General features: G+C 58.4%; 22 protein-coding genes. 14 read left to right on the plus strand and 8 right to left on the minus strand.

The genetic code is table 11. From position 1 onward, the window contains the following. Positions 1-2 precede the first annotated feature (2 nt). From ACSFE6_RS05315 to ACSFE6_RS05330, 4 genes are all read right to left on the minus strand, one after another. The gene (locus ACSFE6_RS05315; RefSeq protein ID WP_435426610.1) at positions 3-1844 is read right to left on the minus strand and encodes a DUF1302 domain-containing protein; all 1842 of its coding nucleotides are present in this window, start codon (positions 1842-1844) and stop codon (positions 3-5) included. 48 nt (positions 1845-1892) lie between these two features. Continuing rightward, entirely contained in the window at positions 1893-4277 is a 2385-nt protein-coding gene (locus ACSFE6_RS05320) for an efflux RND transporter permease subunit (protein WP_435426611.1), read from the minus strand. Continuing rightward, complete coding sequence (locus ACSFE6_RS05325) at positions 4274-5389, minus strand: WD40/YVTN/BNR-like repeat-containing protein (RefSeq protein ID WP_435426612.1); 1116 nt, start codon at positions 5387-5389, stop codon at positions 4274-4276. Before ACSFE6_RS05325 ends, ACSFE6_RS05320 begins: the two co-directional genes overlap by 4 nt. Positions 5390-5479: 90 nt before the next feature. Then, a complete protein-coding gene (locus ACSFE6_RS05330; protein ID WP_435426613.1) occupies positions 5480-6079 on the minus strand; it encodes a TetR/AcrR family transcriptional regulator in 600 nt (199 codons plus the stop codon). Positions 6080-6192: 113 nt separating this feature from the next. Here ACSFE6_RS05330 and ACSFE6_RS05335 point away from each other — a divergent pair, with 113 nt between their 5' ends. Both ACSFE6_RS05335 and ACSFE6_RS05340 read left to right on the plus strand, forming a co-directional pair. Then, complete coding sequence (locus ACSFE6_RS05335) at positions 6193-7230, plus strand: AraC family transcriptional regulator (RefSeq protein ID WP_435426614.1); 1038 nt, start codon at positions 6193-6195, stop codon at positions 7228-7230. Between the two features lie 230 nt (positions 7231-7460). Next, on the plus strand, positions 7461-7859 hold the full coding sequence (locus ACSFE6_RS05340; RefSeq protein ID WP_435426615.1) for a DUF6632 domain-containing protein: 399 nt from the start codon (positions 7461-7463) through the stop codon (positions 7857-7859). 212 nt (positions 7860-8071) lie between these two features. Here the strand turns inward: ACSFE6_RS05340 and ACSFE6_RS05345 are convergent, their stop codons facing one another. After that, positions 8072-8770, minus strand: a complete 699-nt coding sequence (locus tag ACSFE6_RS05345; protein WP_435426616.1) for a hypothetical protein — start codon at positions 8768-8770, stop codon at positions 8072-8074. A 148-nt stretch (positions 8771-8918) separates the two neighbouring features. On the opposite strand from ACSFE6_RS05345, the gene ACSFE6_RS05350 reads away from it, so the two are divergent. Beyond that, a complete protein-coding gene (locus ACSFE6_RS05350) occupies positions 8919-9506 on the plus strand; it encodes a hypothetical protein (protein ID WP_435426617.1) in 588 nt (195 codons plus the stop codon). Between the two features lie 10 nt (positions 9507-9516). Next, positions 9517-10320 (plus strand): SIR2 family NAD-dependent protein deacylase, encoded by an 804-nt coding sequence (locus ACSFE6_RS05355; protein ID WP_435426618.1) that lies wholly within the window; start codon positions 9517-9519, stop codon positions 10318-10320. Positions 10321-10530: 210 nt separating this feature from the next. Here ACSFE6_RS05355 and surE read toward each other — a convergent pair whose 3' ends face one another. After that, positions 10531-11325 (minus strand): 5'/3'-nucleotidase SurE, encoded by a 795-nt coding sequence (gene surE, locus ACSFE6_RS05360; protein ID WP_435426661.1) that lies wholly within the window; start codon positions 11323-11325, stop codon positions 10531-10533. 104 nt (positions 11326-11429) lie between these two features. Here surE and ACSFE6_RS05365 point away from each other — a divergent pair, with 104 nt between their 5' ends. Further along, complete coding sequence (locus tag ACSFE6_RS05365; RefSeq protein WP_435426619.1) at positions 11430-11861, plus strand: MarR family winged helix-turn-helix transcriptional regulator; 432 nt, start codon at positions 11430-11432, stop codon at positions 11859-11861. 146 nt (positions 11862-12007) lie between these two features. On the opposite strand, the gene ACSFE6_RS05370 is transcribed toward ACSFE6_RS05365, so the two are convergent. Continuing rightward, a complete protein-coding gene (locus ACSFE6_RS05370; protein ID WP_435426620.1) occupies positions 12008-12697 on the minus strand; it encodes a helix-turn-helix domain-containing protein in 690 nt (229 codons plus the stop codon). A 119-nt stretch (positions 12698-12816) separates the two neighbouring features. Between ACSFE6_RS05370 and ACSFE6_RS05375 the strand changes: the two genes are divergently transcribed. The 3 genes from ACSFE6_RS05375 (at position 12817) to ACSFE6_RS05385 (ending at position 14719) form a co-directional block, all read left to right on the plus strand. After that, positions 12817-13326, plus strand: coding sequence for an N-acetyltransferase family protein (locus tag ACSFE6_RS05375; protein WP_435426621.1), 510 nt, complete (start codon positions 12817-12819; stop codon positions 13324-13326). Between the two features lie 16 nt (positions 13327-13342). Continuing rightward, positions 13343-13789 (plus strand): DMT family transporter, encoded by a 447-nt coding sequence (locus ACSFE6_RS05380; RefSeq protein ID WP_435426622.1) that lies wholly within the window; start codon positions 13343-13345, stop codon positions 13787-13789. 69 nt (positions 13790-13858) lie between these two features. Further along, entirely contained in the window at positions 13859-14719 is an 861-nt protein-coding gene (locus ACSFE6_RS05385; protein WP_435426623.1) for a DMT family transporter, read from the plus strand. Between the two features lie 184 nt (positions 14720-14903). Here the strand turns inward: ACSFE6_RS05385 and ACSFE6_RS05390 are convergent, their stop codons facing one another. Then, positions 14904-16517 carry a multiheme c-type cytochrome gene (locus tag ACSFE6_RS05390; protein WP_435426624.1) on the minus strand — a complete coding sequence of 538 codons (1614 nt, stop codon included), beginning with the start codon at positions 16515-16517 and terminating at the stop codon, positions 14904-14906. A gap of 582 nt (positions 16518-17099) precedes the next feature. Here ACSFE6_RS05390 and ACSFE6_RS05395 point away from each other — a divergent pair. The 6 genes from ACSFE6_RS05395 (at position 17100) to ACSFE6_RS05420 (ending at position 23833) form a co-directional block, all read left to right on the plus strand. Beyond that, on the plus strand, positions 17100-19223 hold the full coding sequence (locus ACSFE6_RS05395) for a TonB-dependent receptor (RefSeq protein ID WP_435426625.1): 2124 nt from the start codon (positions 17100-17102) through the stop codon (positions 19221-19223). Between the two features lie 208 nt (positions 19224-19431). Beyond that, on the plus strand, positions 19432-20361 hold the full coding sequence (pcaQ, locus tag ACSFE6_RS05400; RefSeq protein ID WP_435426626.1) for a pca operon transcription factor PcaQ: 930 nt from the start codon (positions 19432-19434) through the stop codon (positions 20359-20361). A gap of 126 nt (positions 20362-20487) precedes the next feature. Next, entirely contained in the window at positions 20488-21207 is a 720-nt protein-coding gene (pcaH, locus tag ACSFE6_RS05405; protein WP_435426627.1) for a protocatechuate 3,4-dioxygenase subunit beta, read from the plus strand. A 12-nt stretch (positions 21208-21219) separates the two neighbouring features. Beyond that, positions 21220-21822: a protocatechuate 3,4-dioxygenase subunit alpha gene (pcaG, locus tag ACSFE6_RS05410; RefSeq protein ID WP_435426628.1), complete on the plus strand. Its 603-nt coding sequence runs from the start codon at positions 21220-21222 to the stop codon at positions 21820-21822. Positions 21823-22067: 245 nt separating this feature from the next. After that, on the plus strand, positions 22068-22940 hold the full coding sequence (locus ACSFE6_RS05415; protein WP_435426629.1) for a GNAT family N-acetyltransferase: 873 nt from the start codon (positions 22068-22070) through the stop codon (positions 22938-22940). Next, positions 22940-23833: a polysaccharide deacetylase family protein gene (locus ACSFE6_RS05420; protein WP_435426630.1), complete on the plus strand. Its 894-nt coding sequence runs from the start codon at positions 22940-22942 to the stop codon at positions 23831-23833. Before ACSFE6_RS05415 ends, ACSFE6_RS05420 begins: the two co-directional genes overlap by 1 nt. Positions 23834-23859 lie beyond the last annotated feature (26 nt).

Genomic DNA, 23859 nt, shown 5'->3' on the forward strand with positions numbered 1-23859 from the left:
GCTTAGAAGCCCATGCTCAGGCTCAAGGAAATGAAATCGGTGTCGGCGCCCAGGAAGTACGGCGAACCGCCCGCGGCGTTGTAGGAAAGCTCGGCGCTGTAGCGCGACAGGTAATCGGCTTTCACGCCGACGGCCCCTTGCACTCGGTTCTCGATGAACGATCCGTCCCAGGACCAACCGTCCACGTCGTAGCCCAGGGCGAGGTAAGGCGAGAGGTTGACGCCGGCGAACACGTCCGCGTAATTGAGTTGCGTGCGGGTCCTCACGCCCCAGGCGGTGGACGTCACGAAGCCCTTGTTGGTGCAGCCGTCCTTGGCGGCCTTGGGATTGCTCGCGGTGGTGCAACTGCCGTCGAGCAGGGAGAAGCCGTACATCTCGGTGCGACCGTAGCGGCGCTCGTCGGGGTCCGGCAGACCGTTGACCCAACGCCAGGCGACCTCGCCGGTGAACGCCAGGTTTTCCGCGCCCAGCACGTTGCCGAAGGTTTTCAGCGTGCCGAGGGACGCGGCGCCGACATTGAAGCGGTCGTAGCCCGGATTGCTGCCCCCGGCCGGCGTCGCCAGGAAATCATTGTTGAGCAGCAGCGCCCGATTGCCTGCCAACGGACCGCCGTAGGACGCCAGCAAGTCTCCCGAATGCAATTGCAGCGGCTGGTTCGGGCGGAAGCTGACTTCACCGAACACCGACCATCCGGCCAGGTTGCTGTTGAAACTGGCGCCGATGATATGGATGTCCTCGGGATACACCGCTTGGTACTGCGCATTGTGTGCCAGATCCAACGGGTTGAAGCTGGCACCGCTGGTGCGATCGGCCTTGATTGCACCCACCAGCGGCGTACGGCTGTGAATGTTCATGTAGTAGCCGGCGACTTCAGTGCCCAGCTCATCGATGAAGTAGCGTGCCGCCACACCAAATTGGCCACTGTCCCGTGGATCGTCATCACTGGCGCGGTGCAGGTAGGCGCCATTGGCGAAGCGGGTGCCATCGTCGACCGCGAGTGCCGGGGTATTGGGCGCCATGACGGCGTTGCAGCCCTCGGAGATGTAGTCGACCGCCGCAAAGTAGGTGCCGCAGCCTTCAAGTACCGACTTGCGCCATTTCAACTGGTAGAAGGTTTCCAGGCTCAGGTTGTTGGTCAGGCTCAGGTTGGCGTAGAGCATCGGTACCGGCACCAGTGCCTCCTTGACCTCGGAGCCGGGCCGGCGCAAGGCGGCGGTGTCCACCGGGTTGATGCTGTTGATGCCGTTGAGGAAAAACAGCGATTCGCCCCAGTTCACCGACTGATTGCCGCCGCGCAGTTGCAAGGCACTCTCGCCCAGCTGGAAATCGCCGTAGACATAGGCGTCGAGCAACTCGGCACCCTGGAACTTGGCCAGGTCATCGTAGTGACTGTCGTCCAGCCGCGCGCCGTGATCGTAGCCGTTGGCGGCGCTGCCCCAGGACACTTCGTCATGGTTCAGGCGGTAGTCGTACCAGGTCTTGGCCCGGGTGAAGAGACCGTAGTTCTGCCACTTCAGGTCCATCTCGCCGAGGAACGTCAGCGGCGTGGAGATCAGCGTGCCGGCGTTGCGGTAGTTGAGGCGGCGGTCATCGCTGTTGCGGCCGACACCGTTGGGATCGAACGATTGGCCGATGGCCTGGGCGTTCTGCGGGTAGATCATGGCCTTGTCGGCGTCCTCGGCGCTCCACAGGGCGCCAAGGGAAAGCTTGGCGTTGGCGCGCCCCTGGATCTCCCCCACCTGAAACTCGGCCGCCAGGACCGGGCTGCTGATGAGGGCGATCAGCAGCGCGAGGCGATGCGGTCGAAACGCAGGAAGGCGCCGACGATAAGCGAAGCGGTTCATGAAAATGACCTTTCTTGTTTTAGTGTTGGTCGAGCCCGGGTACCGGGCTCACGATGCGATTGTCAGGTTCTGCTTGCCTCGCGCCCTGACCCTGCGATTCAAAACACTGACTCTGGAAAGCAACGCAACAAGCGCCGGGAGTAACAACAAGGCGCCGAGCATGTTCCAGAGGAACAGCAGCGTCAGCAGCAGCCCCATATCGGCCTGAAAACGAATGCTGGAAAACACCCAGGTGGCCACACCCAGGGCCAGGGTGAAGCCGGTGAAAGCCACAGCGGTTCCGGTGCTGCGCAGGGTTTCGAAGTAGGCTTGCTCCAGCGACAGACCGCGCTTGAGAAAGCCGTCCAGCCGGCTGTACAGGTAGATCCCGTAATCCACGCCAATGCCCACGCCCAGCGCGATCACCGGCAAGGTGGCGACCTTCACGCCCATGCCCATGCGCGCCATCAGCGCCTCGCACAACATCGCCGACAGGTACAGCGGCACCACCAGGCTGATGGTCACTTTCAATGAGCGGAACTCCCACCAGACCATCAACCCGACGATCCCCAGGACCAGCGCCAGCATCCGGTGGTTGGCCACTTCGATGACCTGGTTGGTCGCCGCCTCCACTCCGGCATTGCCGCCGGCGATCAGCAGACTGTGCTCGGGCAATTGGTACTCGGCAGTGAAGGCATCGATGGCTTTCACCAAACCGGTCAGGGTCGTGGCCTTGTGATCGGCGAGGAACACGCTGATCGGCACGCTGCTGCAATCGGAACTGGCGAACTCACTGGAGACACTGGAGCGCGCGGCGTTCATCACGAAACGGTCACGGGACAGCTCGTCCCATTTCGGATTGGCCTCGTTGCGCGCAAAGATCGCCTGACGCATGCGCTGGTACAGCGAGTCGGTGCGGGTCACCCCCGGCACTTGTCGCAGACGTTGCTCCAGCAGGCTGACCAGATCCGCGGCGGCAAAGCGCGCGCACTGCTCGGGCGGGGTGTTGAGCAGCACCACCAGCACGTCGGTACTGGTGGTGTAGTGCTCCAGCAAGTAGGCGTTGTCCTGGTTGTAGCGCGCGCCGGGGCGAAACTCCGGTGCGCCCCGGTCGAGGTCGCCAATCTGCAGGTCACGGGCCAGGTACATCGACCCCGCCAGCAAGGCACCACTGACCAACACGCACGCCAGTGCCGGACGCGGCCGCACCACCCGACTGACCAGGCGCCACAGCGGGCGTGGCGACGCATCGCGCAGACGTTGCCGGGCCAAACCACGAGCGCTGACACCGACGTAGGACATCAGCACCGGCAACAGCAGCATCTTGGTCAGCAAGGCCACCGCCACGCCCAGGCTGGCCGACAGCGCCAACTGCCGGATCACGCCGATGTCGATGATCAGCAAGGTGGCGAAGCCAATGCCATCGGCGATCAGCGCCATGGAGCCGGGAATGAACAGGATGCTGAAGTTTTTCCGCGCCGCCTCAAGTCGCGTGGCGCCCGTGGCCATTTCGCTGGCCATCAGGTTGATGTTCTGCACGGCGTGACTGGTGGCAATAGAGAAGATCAGGAACGGCACCAGGATCGAATAGGGATCGAGCCCCACCCCCAACAGGCGCAGCAGGCCCAGTTGCCAGACCACGGTCAGCAGGCAGGTGGCGATCGTCACCAAAGTACTGCGCCAGCACCGGCAATACAGGTAGATCAGCACGCTGATCAGCACCAGCGTGGCGCAGAACAACAGAAGGATCACCGCTGCTCCGCTGATCAGGTCACCAATGATCTGCGCGAAACCGACCACGCGCACGTGACTGTCCGGGCCGTCGAAATGCTCGCGTACCTGAGCCTCGAGGGCCTGGGTAAAACGCGCGTAGTCGAGTGGCTGGCCGGTCTGCGGATCGTTCTCCAGCAACGGCACGAGGATGATCGCCGAGCGCTCGTCGTTGGCCACCAGCGAACCGATCAAGCCGGCACGGGCGACGTTGGTCCGCACCTGTTCCAGCGCGGTCGGGCTGCCATCGTAGCCGTCCGGGATGATCCGTCCGGCACGCAAGCCATCGCTGGTCACTTCCTGCCAGAACACGTTGGGCGTCCACAGCGACTTCAGATTGCCGCGGTCGGCGCCCGGCAGATAGAAGATCGCGTCGTTGACCTCGCGCAGGCGCTCCATGAAGCCTTTTTCGAAGACCGATCCCTTGGGATTTTCCACAATCACCCGCAGCAGATTGCTCTGCGGCCTGAGCATTTCCTCGAAGCGCAGGTAGTTGAGGATGAAGGGGTGATTGAGCGGGATCATCTTGCTGAAGCTGGCGTCCGGGCGGATGTGCAGGGCCTGCCAGGTCAACACGACCGTGGCCAGCAAAAACGCCAGCAGCACCAGTGGGCGGCGCGAGAACAGTGCTCGCTCCAGTCGGCCGATCAGTCGGCGCTCATTCGGGTTGGCCTGCATGTTCATTGGAAGCGCTCCAGCAGTTCATTTCGTCCCAGGTTCAACAGCCCTTGACGCCCGGCCAGTTCGAGACTGCCATCGGCCAGTTGCGTGGCGGCCATCCAGCCCCGTTGCTGCGGATCGCGCCAGAGGCGGAAATGTTGCAGGTCTTCGCTATAGAGCAGGCTGCCGCCCTGACCGACCAACAGCACCCCGCCATTGTCCAGGCGCGTGCCGCCGAACAGGCTGGCCTTGGCCGGAACCGGCAACGTTTGCCAAGTGACACCCGCATCCCGCGAGCGCGCGACGAACCCACCAAACCCGACCACCAGCACATCACCTGGTGCGCCCAGCGGAATCAGGCGATACAGCGAGCCATTGCCCAGTTGACGCAGCGCATCCCAGTGCTGCCCTGCATCGGCGGAGCGATACAACCGCCCTCCTTCACCAGCCACCAGCAGCACCCCGGGCGCGGTTTCCAGCACACTGTTCAGATGCAGTCGTTCGGGGTTGGGCAGGTTATCCAGCAGTCGCCATTGCGCACCGCCATCGTCGGTAGCCAGCATCACGCCGTAGGCCCCCACGACCCACCCGCGGTTGTCATCGCGAACCCACAGGTCGAGCAAGGGACGCGCCGGTCCCGCATCCAGGCTGGCCTGCGCGTCGTCCAGATAGAACTGCGCGTCTTCCAGTTGCCGGCTCAGTTGACTGTCATCGGGTGACGCATCGCTGGCCGCCTGGACCTTTTGCAACCTGTCCTGGGCGCCCGCCTGCAACAACGCGTTGATCTGGTTGCCGTCAAGGATGCGCTGCCAGGGTTTGCCCGGCGCCTGGCGCATGACCAGGCCATCGTGACCGGTCGCCCATATCGCTTGCCCTGGCTGGCCACGGACTGCGGTGAGCAACACACTGGTCGGGCTGGGCAACGGGTTGAAATGACCTTTGCCGTCACCCTGCACCAGCAGGCCATCGCGCCCGGCGGCGATGAAACCTACGGGCAGGCTCAGTACGTCATTGAATGATTGCTGTTGAACATTGGCTTGATCCGGAGCCGGTCGCTCCAGGCGGTCGACGGGGGGCTGCGCGGCAAGCGCAACGCTGCTGGCCAGCAGCGAAAAGAACGCAAGGGACAGGTGCATGGGGGAGCCTCATGGCGGGCCCGACATTGGCCGCCTCATGCCCCCAGCATGGAGATCTACCCCTCGATAAAACTGTCCGTGCCGTTCAACTCACTGTCCCTGAGAGTCACCCGGCGGCATCAGCAAATGACTCATGCCCTGCTGGTAGATGCTGCGCATCCAGGCCACCAACTGATCGACATCGGCATCCGGCTGGTGAATGACCATCCAGCGCAGCACCCCCATCACCTGGCCGCTGATGCTGCTGCAGATCACCTCCAGCGGAATCGCCGGCGTGATGTTCATATCGGCGCAACGCCGACGATTGAACGCCAGCGAGGCCTCGTAGAAGCGCGTGTAGAAGCGCTCCAACGGAATAGGCCCGGCGCCCCCCGTCAGCAGCAGGCGAAACAGTTCCGTGCGCTCCCGGGCCCGGAGCAGGACGGCACGCACCACACGACCACTAAACGGTGCGTCCCGGGCGTGCCCCTGCCAATCGATGCTGGCTTGCAGCTCATCGAGGATGCGCTCCACCTCCCAGGCCAGCAGTGCGTCCATGTCCGCGAAATGACTGTAGAACGTGGCCCGCGCCACACCGGCGCGCTCCAGCACCAGGTTCACCGCAGGTGGATAGGTGTGACCTTCGCTAATCAGGTCGAACAAGGCATTGGCCATTTTCTGGCGGCTACGCAGGACTCTTGGATCGGGCATGGAGTTCGGTCGGTTGGTGATTGACGGGCTCATCATAGCTCGAATAGGATTCCATACAAAAGTTCAGAAAGTCATTTCGACGATAAGAACTCATCAACCCTCAGGTGACCTCCATGACAATGCCCAGAGCATCCGCTCAGTGGTTTCAAGGCATGCTGCCAGCGCTTGCACAGCGCGGAGTGGACGTGGAGCACCTGCTCGCCCGCAGCGGCATCGACCCGCAGGTCCTGCACGACAGCGGCGCCAGCATCGCGCACATCCAGATCGCACACTTCTGGACCCTGGCCTGCGAGCTAACCGGCGATCCCCTGCTGGCCCTGCGCGCCAGCCAGGACTTCCGCCCCGGCTGCATGAGCCAGGTGGGTCACCTGATGCTCGCCGCGCCGACCCTGGCCGATGCGCTGACCCACCTCATGCGCTACCAGCAATTGCTCAGTGATGTCTCGGACTGCGAGTTCAGCCCGCAGGCCGACGGCGCCACCCTGCGCATGGAAGTGACGCCCCAGCTCTATGCCATCCCCCAGGCCATCACCGACATGACCATGGGCGCTACGATGGTGTTCTGCCGCTGGCTGCTGGGTACGGGGTTCCGGCCTAAACAAGTGTGCCTGCGCCGCCCGCCTCCCCCGCCCGCGGACCTGGCGCTGTACCGCAGCGTGTTCGACTGCCCGATACGCTTCGACAGCCCGAACAACTGCCTGCAACTGTCTTCACGCGACCTGCAAACACCCCTGCCATTGGCCAACCCGCAGGTCTTCGAAGTACACCGCGAGCATCTGGAAGAGCGCCTGAAGCAGCGACGCCAGCAATCGATCGCCCTGCAAGTGGGCAACGTACTGCAGCAACTGCTGCCCGAGGGCGAACCGTCACGCGAACGGGTCGCCGGCCTGCTCAACCTGAGCCCCAGCACCCTGCACCGCCGATTGCTGGCCGAAGGGACGTCGTATAAAACCTTGCTCGATCAGCGCCGGGCCGTTCTGGCCAGGGGTTACGTCATCCAAGGCTCCCGCCCCTTGCTGGACATCGCCTTCCAGCTGGGCTTCTCCGATCCGAGCAACTTCTTCCGTTCGTTCAAGCGCTGGTATGGAGTATCGCCGGGGCGCTATCGCAAACAGGCGGACAAGCGAACGATGCAGGCGTCCGCGTTCTAGAACGAAGATCAAAAGAAAGTCCTGCACATAGGGCACCACCGATATCCCGGCGTGGACAGCAAAAAGGTGACGGATTTATTGTAAATAAAGAGATCTGTCACCTTTTTAGTGGTCACCTTTTAGTGGCCGGGGATAGACGACAGAACAAGGAATGTGATCCACCAAGCCGGTAAAGGCGTTATCACCCCGCTTGGGGTCTCGTTAGAGTTAGGCCCAAAGAGGAATCCGCCATGACCGTAGTCAATCGCCTCAGGTATTTGCGCGTCGTTCTGGTTTTGGCTGGCTTCGCGAGCCTTGCTCTCTACCCGCTTATGTTGTTCTGGCCGTCCGGCTGGGCCTGGCATGTCGGTCACTCGGACTACCCGATGATGATCGTTGGCATCTACGCCACACTTGGGGTGTTCTTGGTCCTGGCCGCACGTGATCCTTTAGCCAATTTGAGCCTGATCTGGTTCACCGTCTGGTCTAGCGCCGTACACGGAGCAATCATGGCCGTCCAGGCGGTCACCCAGCCAGAGCAAATGGGGCACTTGGCAGGTGACGTGCCGGCGCTCTTGATTGTGGCGGTTGCCTTGGCCATTTTGACGCCCCGCTCGCAATTGGTCGCTAGCCCCCCGGACACACAATAGGACTCAAGAGCAGATTTTACGTTGCAATACATTCTTCACGACCGTGCCCGTTTTTTTTCACTGCCTGGGGCGTTTTCTGCCTGTCACGACTGACCGGTTCGGGTCGAATGCAGCACTTCACAACAGGCAGAAATCGGCCAGAAGCGGCCGGTGACAAGTGACTCTCCTCTTCCCAAGGCGGCGCTGAGCTTTATCGGTTGTATGCCCCATTTTCATTCATAAATGGCCGGCAAATCTCCGGGACCCAGTTCAGCTTTTATCGCATTACTAGGTTGGTCACAGCAGGCTAGATCACCTAGCAGCATCACCAAACGCTCATCGTACGGATGGAAAGCCCCACCTCCAACAACGCGGTGCCCAAGACACTCGCATAACTCCAACTTATCGAAAACATCCCCGTAGTCCCAATCGGGCGAGTAGAAAACGACTGCCAGCAATCGATTGAAGACCCGCTTACCATCAAGGGTCGACGGTAATATCGAAAGGGTATCAAAGGGCACTACGTTGAAAAGCAATCGGTGTTGCCGCGCTTCCAGGAGGACACTTGCTATTTCATGCGCATCGAACGCCGGAATGGCATTGCAACAGAAGCAGGCGCACAAATAACGGATAACTGTCTCAATCCATCGGTCGAACGAGCGCCCACATGGCTGTTCCGAGTAAACCAGTTGATAGTTTTGAGGCAAGAATTTTCGCTCGACAGGTTCCGCATCCAGATAAAACACATACGAGAACTGGCCGATAACCTGTATCGAGACATCCAGCGGGGCATTGACAAGAAACGCAAATCGGGCGCGATCGACTTCCTGAATAGTTGTATGAGAAAGCAAGCCAGCCTCATCGGCATAACTGTAGATTTGGAAATTTTGTGACTCGAACTTGAAACTAAAAATTTCACTTCTACTGGTCATCCGATCAGCACTCCTGCACCATAGCAAATGGCCATTATATCATTGCTGTCACCACGTAACCCTTCGAGAGCAGACACCACTTATGTCCTTTGTGCCTTCATTTTTTGATTTCTTGATTACCCATCTCCAGCAGGAGGAGCGCCGACGCATGTTGATGTCCATTGCGGTCACAGCAGCACCGGAGCATTGGTTGAGCCTGGAAGCTGCTGCACTACTGGACGTCAATCGTGCCCGGTTTGGATTGGGCGAACCTCTGGATGAGCGTCACAATGTGCCCCGCTGGCTGATCGCTCCCGAGCGGAAGAAAGTGGATTTGTGGATTGAAGATCAGACAGGAGAGCAGCCACCTCATTCTGTGGAGTTCAAAGTCGTCCACAATAATAAAAATGCCTACCAGAAAATATGGGAAATCCGCCGTGACCTACAAAAGGTCATACCCAATACCGAGTCAAATGACCAGGTTATACGGTGGGGTGTGGTCCTTCTGGTATTCCATCGCTTCTACGAAGATCAAGCCGGCGGGTACGCGCTGAATCGTCAGTTCGAGGATTTCCAGGGAATGCTTCAGGCCTTTGAACATGCACTGCAAGACGAAGACGAATGGTATGAAGGCGCTTCAAAACTGGAACTGGCATTAGAACCCGTGCATCTCTGCGACATGTCCACGGCAAACTACATCGACACGGCGAATGGACAGTCGGCTATCCATATCGCATTGGTAAAAAGAAAAAACTGAGGTACATCCCGTGGAAATTGATCAGGGCTTGCTCGATGCACTACGTAGCGCCAAGCATGTCCTTGTGTTCACCGGAGCTGGAGTTTCTGCCGAAAGCGGAATTCCAACGTTCCGTGATGCGCTGGTTGGATTGTGGGCACATTTCGACCCCGCTGCGCTGGCTACACGTGAAGCCTTTAGACGAGATCCGACATTCGTATGGGGCTGGTATGAGTGGCGGCGGATGCAAGTGTACAACGCGCAACCCAATCTGGCGCATCGCGCAATTGCTGAACTATCCGCCAAAGTGCCCAAGCTAACGCTGGTTACACAGAACGTAGATGACCTGCATGAGCGCGCCGGCAGTATTGAGGTCATCCATCTGCACGGAAGTTTAAACAAGCCACGTTGTTTTGCCTGCGCCAGGTTCGCTATCGACCCCTTACCGCCGCCTGACGAGCCAATAACAGGTCGGCATTTGGAGCCGCCGAAATGCCTTCATTGCGGTGGCAAGCTGCGCCCTGGCGTAGTTTGGTTTGGAGAAAGCCTGCCTACCCAGGCTCTCGCACAATCTTTTGCCGCTGCGAAAGACTGCGACGTACTGCTATCTGTCGGTACATCGGGAGTCGTCGAGCCCGCTGCACAGATACCAGAAATTGCCTGGCGGGCGGGGGCAACCGTGGTACATATCAATCCAGACGCCAAGTGTGTCCGAAGCGCGCGGGAGTTTTGGTTAGGGGGGCGAGCAAGTGAGGTACTGCCACAACTGCTAATGCAAGGGTTCAGGTCTCACGATCAGTTATTGCGCAAAGCAAATCCAAACGCAGACCTGTAATGGGCATTTAACGCCCCACCCTTTTTGTATCGGATTCAGATGAACTGAAATACTGGAGGGCCCAAACGGCTGAGTGGCGACGGGCCGTTTCATACCCTGAGGAAGTCCGTCAACCTCGGTCAGCAATCGGCCAAAAGCGGTCATTCTTAGGCTGCGCCCGACCAAGCTATTAACCTGAGAAAACGTTACCCCGCTTTAAAAATGGCGACTTTAAAGCGCGAGCGAATCTCGAGTCTGTTGTTCGAATGATGCGAACGCCTTGTCATGAGTCCGCTCAAACTGTAGCGGTGTCACAGTGATGTGCCCAGCAAGAAGCTCAGCTGTTTCAGTGCCCGCCGCATCGCCTTGTGTGTGCCTATCCAGGCGCAGCCAATGATACTCAAGGCCACGCGGATCATTTTCTGAACGCACAGAGACACCGTTCAAGCGCCCGGAACCCTGGCGCGTCAGTTTCAATGGAAGCACAGCACCCGGGGCACAGCTGGGGAAGTTGACGTTCAAGCAAACATCCTTCGGCCAGTCCATGTCCATGAGCTGGGCGATGACTTGCGGCGCATGATTGAGCGCGTTATCCCAAGGCACAGCACTCCTGTCGGTAAACGCCTGGCTCAATGCAATAGCGGGTATGCCAAATAACAAGCCCGTCATGGCTGCCCCGACTGTCCCCGAAAATACTGTTTCAACTCCGAGGTTCGCACCTCGATTAACCCCGGACAAAATCAGATCGGGTCTATCGTGATTGAGCAAATGTCCTAGCGCCATCGCCACACAATCACCTGGTGTCCCGGTGACCGCAAAGCGTCTTGCACCGTGAAAGCTCAGCCGTAAGGGCGTGTGAAGACTCAGCGAATGGGAGGTGCCACTTTGATCCAGTAATGGCGCTACAACCCAAACCTCACGTGCCAATTGGCATGCAATGCGTTCCAAAACCTTGAGCCCTGGAGCGTCTATGCCGTCATCATTGGTGAGAAGAATCCGCTCGAATCTTGGATGCTCATTGGACATCGTAAACCCCTTGATGATTTTCACGGCCCGACGCTGAGAATGGGCACCGTTACATGCTAAATATAGCTATAATTACATAGCTATTTTTATATAGGTAGATCTGTATGGATATTTCGTTGTTTCGCGAGCAGTTGACTCGATTAAGCAAGCGCCTGCGCCAAGAGGCCCAGAATCACCCTGAGACCTGGTCGCAGATGCTGGTCTTGAGTGCCATTGACCATATGGACGGGGCGGCAACACCTTCGAAAATTGCAGAAGCAGAGAACATGCGGTCATCGAATTTGGCCTCTCTGCTACGTGACCTGGAAGCTCGAGAACTGATTACGCGGACTCAAGACACAAACGATCGTCGACGCACATGGATAGGGTTGTCTGAACAAGGCAGACTGGTCTTGCAGGAAAGCCGAGAGCGGCGTGATGAATGGCTTGGCAACGCGGTGCAAGCCTGCCTTTCGGAGAAAGAACGCAAACAACTGGAAGCTGCTGGAGCGCTGATGGAAAAGCTGGGTGACTATGGGCAGTCAAGCGATTATTGAGCGGTAAAGCGCACCAAAAGCTTGTGTATTCCAGAGCATGTAAGCCTGAAAGTGAATCACGACGAGCGGCGGCTATGGGTCGATTGCCACCCTTCACGACAGCCATAAGCGGACATTTCTATTGCCGCCCATAGAGCGGTGAGCAATCAGGAAAGGCTAAGGACGACTACTCCGTATACACATGGCTCACCGCTGTCGTTTATGAAAACACAGTCCGTAGGCGGGCCCAGTTCCAGGCAGTCACCTTCGCTCATACGGTGCTGTACTTTGCCTTCTACAAAAACAAGCTCGCCCTTAATTACCCATATCAGCTGACGTGAAAATGCATAGGACGAGGCCGGCATCGGCACTTGCTTGCCAGCTGGTAGCGTCACTCGCACGAGATCCAAGGGCATGTCGGAGCGGGGAGATACATGCCTGCGCTCGTATCCGGTATCGGGGTCAATCCAAAGCGGTTGATCTACTACTCGGAGCAACCTCCCCTGGCGCAGTTCAGCGCGGGCCATGAGAGTAGACATGCTCAATCCGAAGGCACCAGATAGCTTGCCCAAAAGGTTAGCGGTGGGACTGCTCTCTCCGCGCTCGACCTTGTAGATCATTGCCCGCGAGACGCCGGCTTTAGCGGACAAGTCTGTTAGAGACCAACCTCGGCTTTCTCGCTCAATCCTAATCCGAGCGCCAATTTGCAGGTCAATTTCGTTATTCATCAGTGATTTTCGCTCAGGTGTCGTGGCCTCATCAGAGAAGGAGGCTTTCGTACAACTATAGTAATACGACACTTTTGGCGCTTCCACTGAGGAAAAGGCTTTTACCCACCCATCTAATGCCAATTTCATGGGGAATCAGGCAAAAAACTCGATCCTTTCTGACCGGGTGAGCGTTAACATATTGCCATTAAGTCCACTATGGTGGATATTTGATCCACTATAGCGACGAAGCCCTCTAAGAGGTTCCCATGGAAATTGTTAACGCCACAGACGACCACATCGCAGGGATCACTGCCATTTACAACGATGCTGTGGAGAACTCCACCGCCATCTGGAATGACCTGAAGGTCGATACCAACAACCGCCGAGCCTGGCTTGCTGATAGGGCGCGAGCGGGTTACCCGGTGCTGGTCGCCATCGATACTGATAACAATGTCCTAGGCTACGCCTCCTTTGGCGATTGGAGAGCATGGGATGGCTACCGGCATACCGTGGAGCACTCTATCTATGTCCGTGCGGATCAGCGGGGCAATGGCATAGGCAAGCACCTGCTTTCGGCGCTTATAGACCGGGCACGCAGCATCGGTAAGCATGTAATGGTGGCAGGCATCGAGGCGGAAAATATTGCTTCGATTCGTCTGCATGAACGGCTTGGGTTCGAGCATGCGGGGACATTGAGAGAGGTCGGAGTGAAGTTTGGCACGTGGCTGGATCTGACCTTCCTCCAATTGAAGCTAGACGCTCGTCCTGCTGATTAACCGCCGACCCAAAACCATGAACTACCTAACTCTAGGGCTACTCATTGCGGCGGGGGCCGCCTTAGTCGTGCAGAACTTGTTGATGGTGCAAATCACGGGGGGAGCATCCTCCGCTCTCGTGGCACTGTTAACAAACTCAGCGGTCGGCTTCCTGCTTCTCCTGGCGCTTCTAGTCGGCAAGTCTGGGCTGGAAGGCATCACTGAGGCCCTGAGTGGACTCCGCTACTGGCATTTGTTGCCAGGTGTACTGGGCTCGTTCTGTGTGTTTGCGAGTCTTCTCGGCTATCAGCGCTTGGGCGCTGCGACCACAGCGTCAGTTCTGATCGCAAGCCAGGTGCTCGCCGCCTTGCTGGTCGACGCGTTCGGTGCAGGTCGTATTGCTGTTCATGATCTGCTCATGCCGTTGGCAGGCATCGCATTGCTGATTGCCGGTGTAGTGCTAATTGCACAGAGAGGCTTCTAAGCCTCCCCTGCTGCATAGCCATGACCAAATGAACCTGAGGGCCAGGCCGTGATGAGAAGTAGAGATAACGTGCAGCAAACCAGCGAGCAGACATGGCTGTGGTTAGCCGCAACGATCTTCAGCTTGATAGCTTTTGCAGCAAACTCTGTCTTTTGCCGTCTAGCGCTAAAGACCGGCGATATCGACCCGGACTCCTTTACTACAATTCGCTTGCTCGGAGGTGCGCTAGCGCTACTACCGCTCTGCCTGAGGCCTACGCTATCAAGATCGCCCAGTGGCACCTGGCGTGGTGGCTTCTACCTCTTTGTCTACGCCTACCTCTTCTCGCTAGCCTATGTGCAACTAGACGCAGGCGTTGGTGCATTGATTTTGTTTGGCGCCGTGCAAATCACGATGTTCGCCCTGGGCATGAGAGCTGGAGAGAAACTTCAAATATGGGTAGTGCTGGGAATGCTTGTAGCATTCTCTGGACTGATTGCCCTGCTGGCCCCAGGTGGAAGTGCACCGCCCCTCATCAGCGCGCTATTCATGGCAGTCGCCGGATTAGCCTGGGGATGCTACTCCGTGCTGGGGAAGCGCTCAGAAAGCCCTACTCGCGACTCAGCCGGGAACTTCTTGCGAAGCCTGCCATTGGTTGCGGTCGTCACAGCAATTGGGCTTTCCCAGGCAAGTCTACACATCACTCCAACAGGGGCACTTTATGCTGCTGCTTCAGGAGTGCTTGCGTCCGGGGCCGGCTACGTCGTGTGGTACGCCGTCGTGAAACGACTTCGCGCTCAGACAGCCGCAACCCTTCAGCTAAGCGTTCCGGTGCTTGCATCCGTCGCGGGAGTGATATTTCTCAACGAGCCGCTTTCGGCACGCATGCTGATCGCATCCCTGATAGTGCTGGGAGGAATTGCATTGGCTTTGGTTGGTGCGAAACGATGAGCTAAGTGGAGAGCCCTTTTGGGGCGTCCGCTATGGGTCGTTTTCTGCCTGTGGCGACAGCCTGAAAACACCCCCATAGCTGACCTTGGACTCTCCTACAATCGTTGACGGTTCACTTTATACATCTCGCGGTCTGTCAGCGCTGTGACCTCGTCCACAGTCATACTGCCCGGTATCACTGCCACTAGGGACGGGACGCAGTGATCGGGGACAGGGGCACGCTCTGTGTGACTTTGGCCATCTGGGTGATTTCCACTTGCAACTTGTCCTTGCCGAGCAGGTAGTCGGCCAGCTTCTGCGAAAACGGCCAGTAGTTCAGTTCGGCAGTCAGGGTCAGCGGCCCGACGGCGTCGGCCGGCACCAGGAAGGAGAACTCCCCGATATCGTAGCCCTTGGGCAGAATGCGGTTGTCCGAAAGAATTTGCGTGGCATTCCACACCTCGACGTCCAACGGATTACCGTCCTTGTCGCCTATGTGCACTTTAAAGTTTCGCGTGTTTTCCTCGGTCTTGCCGTTCTTGATCGAACCCAGCCGGTAGAGCTCACGACCACTGGCATCCTGAACCCGGAAATCGATCCACATCTCCCGTCCCTCCGGAAATCCAGTCGGCAGTTTGTGCCCGGCGCCGACATTGGCCACCTTGACAGCTACCGAGGTGTATTGCCCGGGTATGATGGTGGTCGGCGGTTGCTGGAACGTTATTTTCGCCGCACGTGCCAGCATGTCGCGAGCACGTTGCGCGCCCTCTTCCTGACCGAGATGCTTGAGAATCATCGCGTTGGCTCCGCTGAACCAATGCGAGGCGACCTGTTCGCGGTCTGGCCCCATGATCGCGGCCTTACCCGCAAAACCCGACATGTGGCAGCTCTGGCAGGTGACATCGTTAAGGCTGTAGGTGCTCTCCTGCCATTCGTCATAGGTGCGCTCGACCGCCACACTGCTGAAGGGGTGCGTAACGTTGTGGCAGGTGCCGCAAAAGTCCGAGCGCGTATGCAGTGCGGAATACACGGTGTCGTGATAAGGCGAAACGGAATCTTTACGCGGGCCGAACTTGGTCGGTTTACCGTTTGCCCGGGGGCTCAGAACATAGGCGCCGTTATCAAGACCTGTACGGGCACTGATGTTGTGGCAGGTCTCGCAATCGACCCCAGGCATCGGATGATTCTTCGCGCTGTCTTCAATCGAGGAGCGGTTGACTGTCGAATTGATCTGCCCGGTCGTGAGGCCGATCGGGGTATGGCAGCCGGTGCAGAAGTTATCGACTTTGCCCTCGGTGGCCGAACTCGCGCGATTGAGCAAGGCCCGATAGATGGGTTCATCCCACGCCTGGGACATCATCGAAGAGCGCCACTGCCTGTAGATCTCCGTATGGCAAGCGCCACAGACCTGGGCGTTGTCGAAATCCTTCACATTCAAAATCAGGTTGCCGGGGGTATTGGCCCGGTGCGGAAAAAATGGCATCGCGCCAGCCACACGCAGGAGACTGGAGCGTGCCGGCTCCAGCCACTTCTCATTAGCTTGATGGTCATTGCCCTGAGGTTCGTCGGCCGCCGCCACCGATACCATCAGCAGGCAAGCCAGAAAACACAAAAGACGACGAACGAAAGTTCTGATCAGCAGGAAAAACGGTATCAACAATGTCGCTAGGGAAATACTCAAGTCGTCAATGGCCAGCTTGACGGCTGTCGGCACATTAAGCATCGCCGTGTAAGAGACGGTGTAGATCGTCCATAGAATGATCAAGACCGATAACCCGTGCAGCGCTACCTGCACACGCGTATGCCTGGAGTGGCTCATAAAGCATTTCCCCTGGCCGGTTGCAGAGGATGACTGCAGTACTTTTATTGAATAACCAAGGGTATGTCGTGATGCAAACCGATGGTTACATGCGATCACTCAATGGAGTACTGACAGCTCCACAGCTTCCCGACTTTGCACCTTTCATGAATGGGACAAGCTCACTCAGCAATTACCCTGCCATCCTTGCGGCAATGTACGGGCGATGACCTGAATGCCCCGCAAACATTGGCCGGATAATGAAATGTTTCGCGAATAAAGTGGGGGGCATTGCTAAGCCCCCCATTAGTGGGGGCATTCACTCCTAAACGGGGGGGAAAAGTGCTTCAGCAGCGCTACAGGCCCAAGACTTACAGCCAAGCGTCTTTCACTCGACGGGCTTAATTACTGCCCTGTTATCAGATGCCAATCGCAACAAAACCTTGTGCGACAAAGCACCTTCGCCCCTCTGAAAGTACAGCCGACAGAGGAAATTGAGACGATTGTTCTGATTTAAGCCAGCTATTTGTATCTGAATGATATGTATTTACTTACAAAAGATAATCGTTATTATTCGCGCGATTATTAACATTAAAGGTGTCCATGGTGGCTCTATCGCGCATTTACCCAGCCTCTCTGTCTTTGCTGGGCGTTCTGGTCGTACCTGATCTACAGGCAGAAACCGAGCCTGCTCTGACCCTGCCGGCAACCGCTGTAAACAGCGAGTACAACGAGCAGAGCTATATGTCGACCGACAGCAAGAGTGCGTTGAAGATCGATGCCCCGCTACGTGATATTCCGCAAACGGTGAACGTGATTCCCCAGAGCGTGATCAAGGACCAAGGCGCGCAATCGATGGAAGACGTGCTGAAGAATGTCCCGGGGATCGGTCTGTCCAATGGCGATGGCCAGCGAGATCAGGTCACCATCCGTGGCTTCAGTGCCATCGGCGACATGTACATCGACGGTATCCGTGACGACGCCCTGTACTTCCGCGATCTGTCCAATGTCGAGCGCGTGGAAGTGATCAAGGGGCCCGCAGCGGTCCTCTATGGTCGAGGCTCATCCGGAGGCCTGATCAACAGTATCAGTAAAAAGCCCAACTTCACCCCCAAACAGGAAGTGGGTGTCAGCTTCGACAGCGAGGGTAAAAAACGCACGCAGTTCGACGCTGGCTGGGCCGATCAACAGCAGAACGACAAGGCATTCCGGGTTACCGGTGCGCTGGAAAACAGCGACACCTTCCGAGATGACGGCTATATCGACCGCAAGGCCATTGCACCTTCGGCGTACTTCAAACTCTCCGACGACCTGGAATTGAACCTGGGTGCCAGCTATCTGTATGACAAACGCTTGATCGACTTCGGTATCCCGGCGCGAGGCAATCGTCCGGTCGATGTGGACCGCGACAAACGTTTCGGCTCTGCCGACCCGGATGACGACTACACCCGCAGCGAGGTGTTTTCGTTCACGGCCGGTGTCGACTACCGGATCAACGACGATTTCAGCCTGAGCAACACCAGCCGCTATTACCACTACGACCTGGATCGCAACAATACTCTGGCCGATACCAGCCCGACACGCTTCGTCACCGCCGCCAACGGCGATCTGTTGGTGAAGCTCAACCGCGGCAATGTGCAGCGCAAGGAGGATGGCTGGTTTAACCAGAGTGAGTTGAAGCAACAGGCGACTCTCGCCGGGATGAACCACAACCTGCTCTATGGCGTGGAACTTGGACGCCAGGTCAAGGATCAGTCCGTGTTCAGCCAGAACAACGTAGCCCAGGTACCGGTGTACCGCGATGGCCTGGTTGACGTACCGTTCCAGGCCAACCGACAAACCGCCAAAGGCACCAATACCCAGGACACGGCCGGTTTCTACATCCAGGATCTTATCGAGTTGGCGCCAAAGTGGAAGGCACTGCTGGGCGTGCGTTATGACGTATTTGACCAGGAATATTCCGACGACCTGACGAACAGCTCCCTGTCCCGAACTGATACCACCTGGAGCCCGCGAGTCGGCCTGGTTTATCAGCCCGATCAGGTTCAGTCCTATTACGTCTCGGTGAGTCGTTCCTACCAGCCTTCCGCTGAAATGTTCGCCCTGAGCACGACGAACCAGGACCTGGAGCCAGAAGAGACCACCAACTACGAGATCGGCGGCAAGTGGGACCTGCTCGACAATCGCCTGGCGTTGACAGCGGCGCTGTTCCGTCTGGAACGCACCAATATGAAAACAACCGATCCGGCGAACCCGAGCAAACTGGTGCTTGCGGGTGAGCAGCGTACCGATGGTCTCGAACTGACCGCCAGCGGACAGTTGAGCGACAAATGGCAGGTCTATGCCGGTTACGCCTATCTGGATGCCGAGATCACCAAATCTAACAGCCGTACCAACGGTGTCGCCAACGAAGGTCAGACTCCGACCCTGACCCCACGCCACAGCGCCAATTTGTGGTTGGTACGCTCTTTGACACAGGAATGGCGTGTAGGCATGGGGGCGAACTATGTGGATGACCGTTACACCTCCCTGGATAACCAAGTGGTCATGCCGGCCTACACCACGGTGGACGCAGCCCTCCTCTATAACCTGCCGAAATGGGACATGGCCCTGCGTTTGCGTAACGTCTTCGACAAGGACTATTACGCCTCGGCGCATGGCTCCGTGGATCTGATCACACCCGGTGCACCACGGACTCTGGAATTGAGTGCCAACTACCGTTTCTGAGTGCGGTATTGAGAGCAAAGCCCGGCAGTTCGACACTGCCGGGCTTTTTATTGGTAGAGGCTCCACGAGCCTCTGATGTGCGCGGTTGTCACTTGCAAAGTGAACAGCCACATCAAAACAGAGCATTACCGGCGTAGCGCCGGACAACCGCACAAACTCTTCACATCCAGCGATAATGGATGCCATACGACGAAGGAAGAGCGCGCGATTGAACATCGATACTCGAATCAAATTCCGTCACCTGGTGTGTTTTCTCGAGGTGGCGCGCCAAGGTAGCCTGGCCCGTGCTTGCGACAAATTGGCCATCAGCCAACCGGCGCTTTCCAAGACGCTAAAGGAGCTGGAGCTCCTGCTCGAAGCCACCCTGTTTGAACGGGGTAAAAAGGGCTCGACGTTGACCGAGGCTGGCGCGGCCTTTTTGCGCTACGCCGCGCCGAGCGTGCAATCGCTGCGCGAAGGGGTCAACAGTTTGCGATCCGGCGTGCATGAGCCTATCACTGTGCAGTTGGGCGTACTGTCCACCGTCGAAAGCCTGCTGGTCCCGGAAATTGTCTGCCGTTTGCATGCCCGACACCCCGCCTTGGTGGTCAGCGTCGTGACCGGACCAAGCGCCTATCTGCTGTCGCGCCTGCGGCTCGGTGAACTCGACCTGGTGGTCGGCAGGATGACCGATAGCCCGTTGATTCAGGGGTTGGCGTTCGAACATCTCTACAGCGAATCCATGACCCTGGTCGTACGCAACGACCATCCGGCGCTCGCCGACTCACCTGGGCATAAACACCTGGAGGACTATCCGCTGGTCTTGCCATCCGTGGGGACGACGATCCGCAAATTCGCCGACAGCCTGTTTGTGCAGCACGGAATAACGCCATCCCGTCAGCGCCTGGAGACGCTGTCAGTAGCCCTGAGTCGGCGCTATGTGCAATGCAGTCAGGCCATCTGGGTCGCACCGCTTGACGCCGTCAGGCAGGACTTGCGGCAAGGTGAGTTGGTGGAGCTCGACCTGGAAATGCGTGAGCCCGGGGGTTCCGTGGGGTTCTGCTCAAATCCCGCGTTGCCGGTGACACAGGCGGCGCAATGGTGCGTTGAGGCACTGCGCGAGGTGGGTCAGGAGTATCGGGACGCCAAGTATCCATAACCATTTGGACATGGATAGGATCGTTTTTTTCAGTTTTGGGTTGGGCCGTTTGAGAGGAAAGTAGGTCACGGGTCGCTGCCAAGGCTGTGCCCGCCTCTGTCCAACCATAACAACAGGAAAAACGACATGTCTGATGCGCACGACAGCCGCTTCGTCATTCGTGACCGTAATTGGCACCCCAAAGCCCTGACCCCTGACTACAAGACCTCGATCCTGCGCTCTCCCCGCCAGGCGCTGGTAAGCATCCCGCAATCCGTTTCCGAAGCCAGCGGCCCGGACTTTTCCCATCTGAAGATGGGTCGCTACGACAACGATCTGCTGTTGAATTTCAACAACGGAGGCCTGCCCATCGGCGAGCGCATCATCGTCGCCGGGCGCGTCTGTGATCAGTACGGCAAACCGATTCCCCATACCTTGGTGGAAATGTGGCAGGCCAATGCCGGTGGCCGCTACCGGCATAAGAAAGACAGTTACCTGGCCCCCCTTGACCCGAACTTTGGCGGCGTTGGCCGTGCCCTGACGGACCGCGATGGCAATTACAGCTTCCGCACCGTCAAGCCCGGCCCCTACCCTTGGCGCAACGGTCCCAACGATTGGCGTCCGGCGCATATCCATGTCTCGATCAGTGGTCCATCCATTGCCACGCGCCTGATTACCCAGCTGTATTTCGAAGGTGACCCGTTGATCCCGATGTGCCCGATCGTCAAGTCGATTGCCAATCCGGAGGCGGTGCAGAGCCTGATCGCAAAGCTTGATATGAGCATGGCCAATCCCATGGATTGCCTGGCTTATCGTTTTGACATCGTCCTGCGCGGCCAGCGCAAGACCCACTTCGAAAACTGCTGAGGAGGCCTGCGTATGCCCGTTCAACTGCTGCCTGAAACCCCGTCGCAAACGGCCGGCCCCTACGTACATATCGGCCTGGCGCTGGAGGCTGCCGGCAACCCGCCGCGTGAGCAGGAAATCTGGAACGAAATGGCCAAGCCCGGCGCGCCCGGTGAGCACATTGTTTTGCTGGGCCATGTTTACGACGGCAATGGACACTTGATCCGCGATGCGTTTCTGGAGTTCTGGCAGGCCAATCATGAGGGCGTCTACGACACCGGTTATGACCTGGAAAAACCATTCAACTGTTTTGGCCGTACCGCCACGACAGACGTCGGTGAATGGACGATCAACACTGTGAAACCCGGCATCGTGAAAAACGCCGCAGGCGTTGCCATGGCCTCGCACATCAACGTGGCGCTGTTTGCCCGGGGTATCAACATTCACTTGCAGACCCGGCTATATTTCGACGACGAACCCGAGGCCAACGCACTGGACCCCGTATTGAATCTGATCGAACAACCCCATCGTCGCGAATCCCTGATCGCCAGGCGCTGCACGGTGGATGGCAAGTTGGCCTATCGCTTCGATATTCATGTTCAAGGCGAAGCGGAAACCGTGTTTTTCGACTTCTGATACCCAGCCAAGGTGTTGAGGCACCAGCACTCAGCACCTTGGCATTATCCCCACCCATGGGCCTCTTCGATAAAGTGCAGCACTGCACTGGAACGCTCGTCAATTCGTGAAGTCAGCGACAGTTCACTGGCCTTTTCCCGTTTAGCGCCTGCCACCTGGATCAATACTCGGGTCGAAGCTATACCGAAAGGAATCAGCGTGGGGATGGACCTCAGGCTCGATTAACGACTGAGGAGAACTTCGCGGTGTCGAATGAGCTGGTCATACGCAACATGACCCGTCCCGAGCTGGACGAGCTCGTGGATTGGGCTGCCCGTGAGGGGTGGAATCCCGGTTTTCACGATGCTGAGCTGTTCTGGGCGACGGACCCTGACGCCTTCATCGCGGCGTCCCGGGGTGGCGAATTGATCGGCGGCGGTGCCATCACCTCCTACAAGGGCGAATTCGGTTTCATGGGCTTTTTCATCGTCCGGCCTGAATATCGCGGTCAAGGTCTGGGCAATACCCTCTGGCACGCACGCCGCGACCGACTCCTCGCCCGCCTGCGCCCGGGCGCGAGCATCGGCATGGACGGCGTCTTCGCGATGCAGGACTACTACGCCAAGGGCGGTTTCGTCTTCTCCCATCGCAACCTGCGTTTTCGTGCCGAAATCACCCAACGCCCGACGACCTCACAGATAGACGACCAGGACATCGTCCCGTTGGCCACCTTCCCGTTCGATCAGGTTGTCGATTACGATCGCACCTGCTTCCCCGCCGCGCGCGAAACCTTCCTCAGCGGATGGACAACCCAAGCCGACGCACTTGCCATGGGTTGCCGGCGCGAAGGCAGGCTAAGCGGCTATGGCGTGGCAAGACGCTGCCGGGAAGGCTGCAAGATCGGCCCCTTGTTCGCCGATGACGCCCAGGCAGCCAATGCCCTCTACGCGCGCCTGGCGGAATTTGCGCAGGGCGGCCCGCTGTTTCTCGATGCCCCGGAGAATAACCCCGCCGCAATGGCGCTCGTGCGCCAACAGGGCATGATCGAGGTTTTCGGCTGCGCACGCATGTACCTCGGCCCTCCCCCAGCGATCGCGCACGAACGGGTGTTCGGCGTCACCACCTTCGAGCTGGGCTGATGGCCGCTCGCGACCTCATCGGTTATGGCGGCCGCCCACCCCACCCGCGCTGGCCGGGTGAAGCACGTGTCGCCGTCCAGTTCGTCCTCAACATCGAAGAAGGCGCGGAATCATGCCTCCACAATGGCGATGCTCAGTCGGAGGCCTGGCTTCACGAACTGCCCGGCCGCCCGCCGCGTGTGGGGGAATCGGACTTGAGCGTCGAGGGCATGTACGAATACGGATCGCGCGCCGGTGTGTGGCGCATTCTGCAGCTGTTCAGCGCACGAAGCTTGCCGTTGACCGCCTTCGCCGTCGGCCGGGCATTGGAACTCACTCCGGCGATTGGCCATGCGCTGAGCGCTGCCGGGCATGAGATTGCCGGGCATGGCTACCGTTGGCTGGACTACCGCGACATGCCTGAAGACCAGGAGCGGTGCCATATCCACCTCACCCTCGACATAATCAAGCAGATCTGCGGTAAACGCCCCGTGGGTTGGTACACAGGAAGGATCAGCCAAAACACCCGCCGCCTGTTGCGGGAGGAAGGCGGTTTTCTCTATAGCTCGGATGCCTACAACGATGATCTGCCCTACTGGCTCCCGGGTTCGCCCGCCCACCTGGTGATCCCTTACACACTGGTCAACAACGACGCCCGTTATCTGCTGCCGAACGGTTTCGCCGGCGGAGAAGACTTCTTCCGGCTGCTCAAGGATGCATTCGACCTGCTGTGGCAGGAGGGTGTGCATCACCCGAAGATGATGAGCATCGGCCTGCATGGGCGCATCAGTGGCCATCCGGGTCGTGCGATGGCGCTGGCGCGTTTTCTCGATTACGTGCAAGGCCACGACGCGGTGTGGATCTGCCGGCGCGAAGACATTGCCAGGCACTGGATATCCCAATTTCCTGTGTGAGTGGCGAGTGGCTCGCAACGGCCTCC

Origin of the sequence: Pseudomonas baetica, from assembly GCF_051216495.1 — a bacterium.
Classification (GTDB): Bacteria; Pseudomonadota; Gammaproteobacteria; order Pseudomonadales; family Pseudomonadaceae; genus Aquipseudomonas; species Aquipseudomonas baetica_B.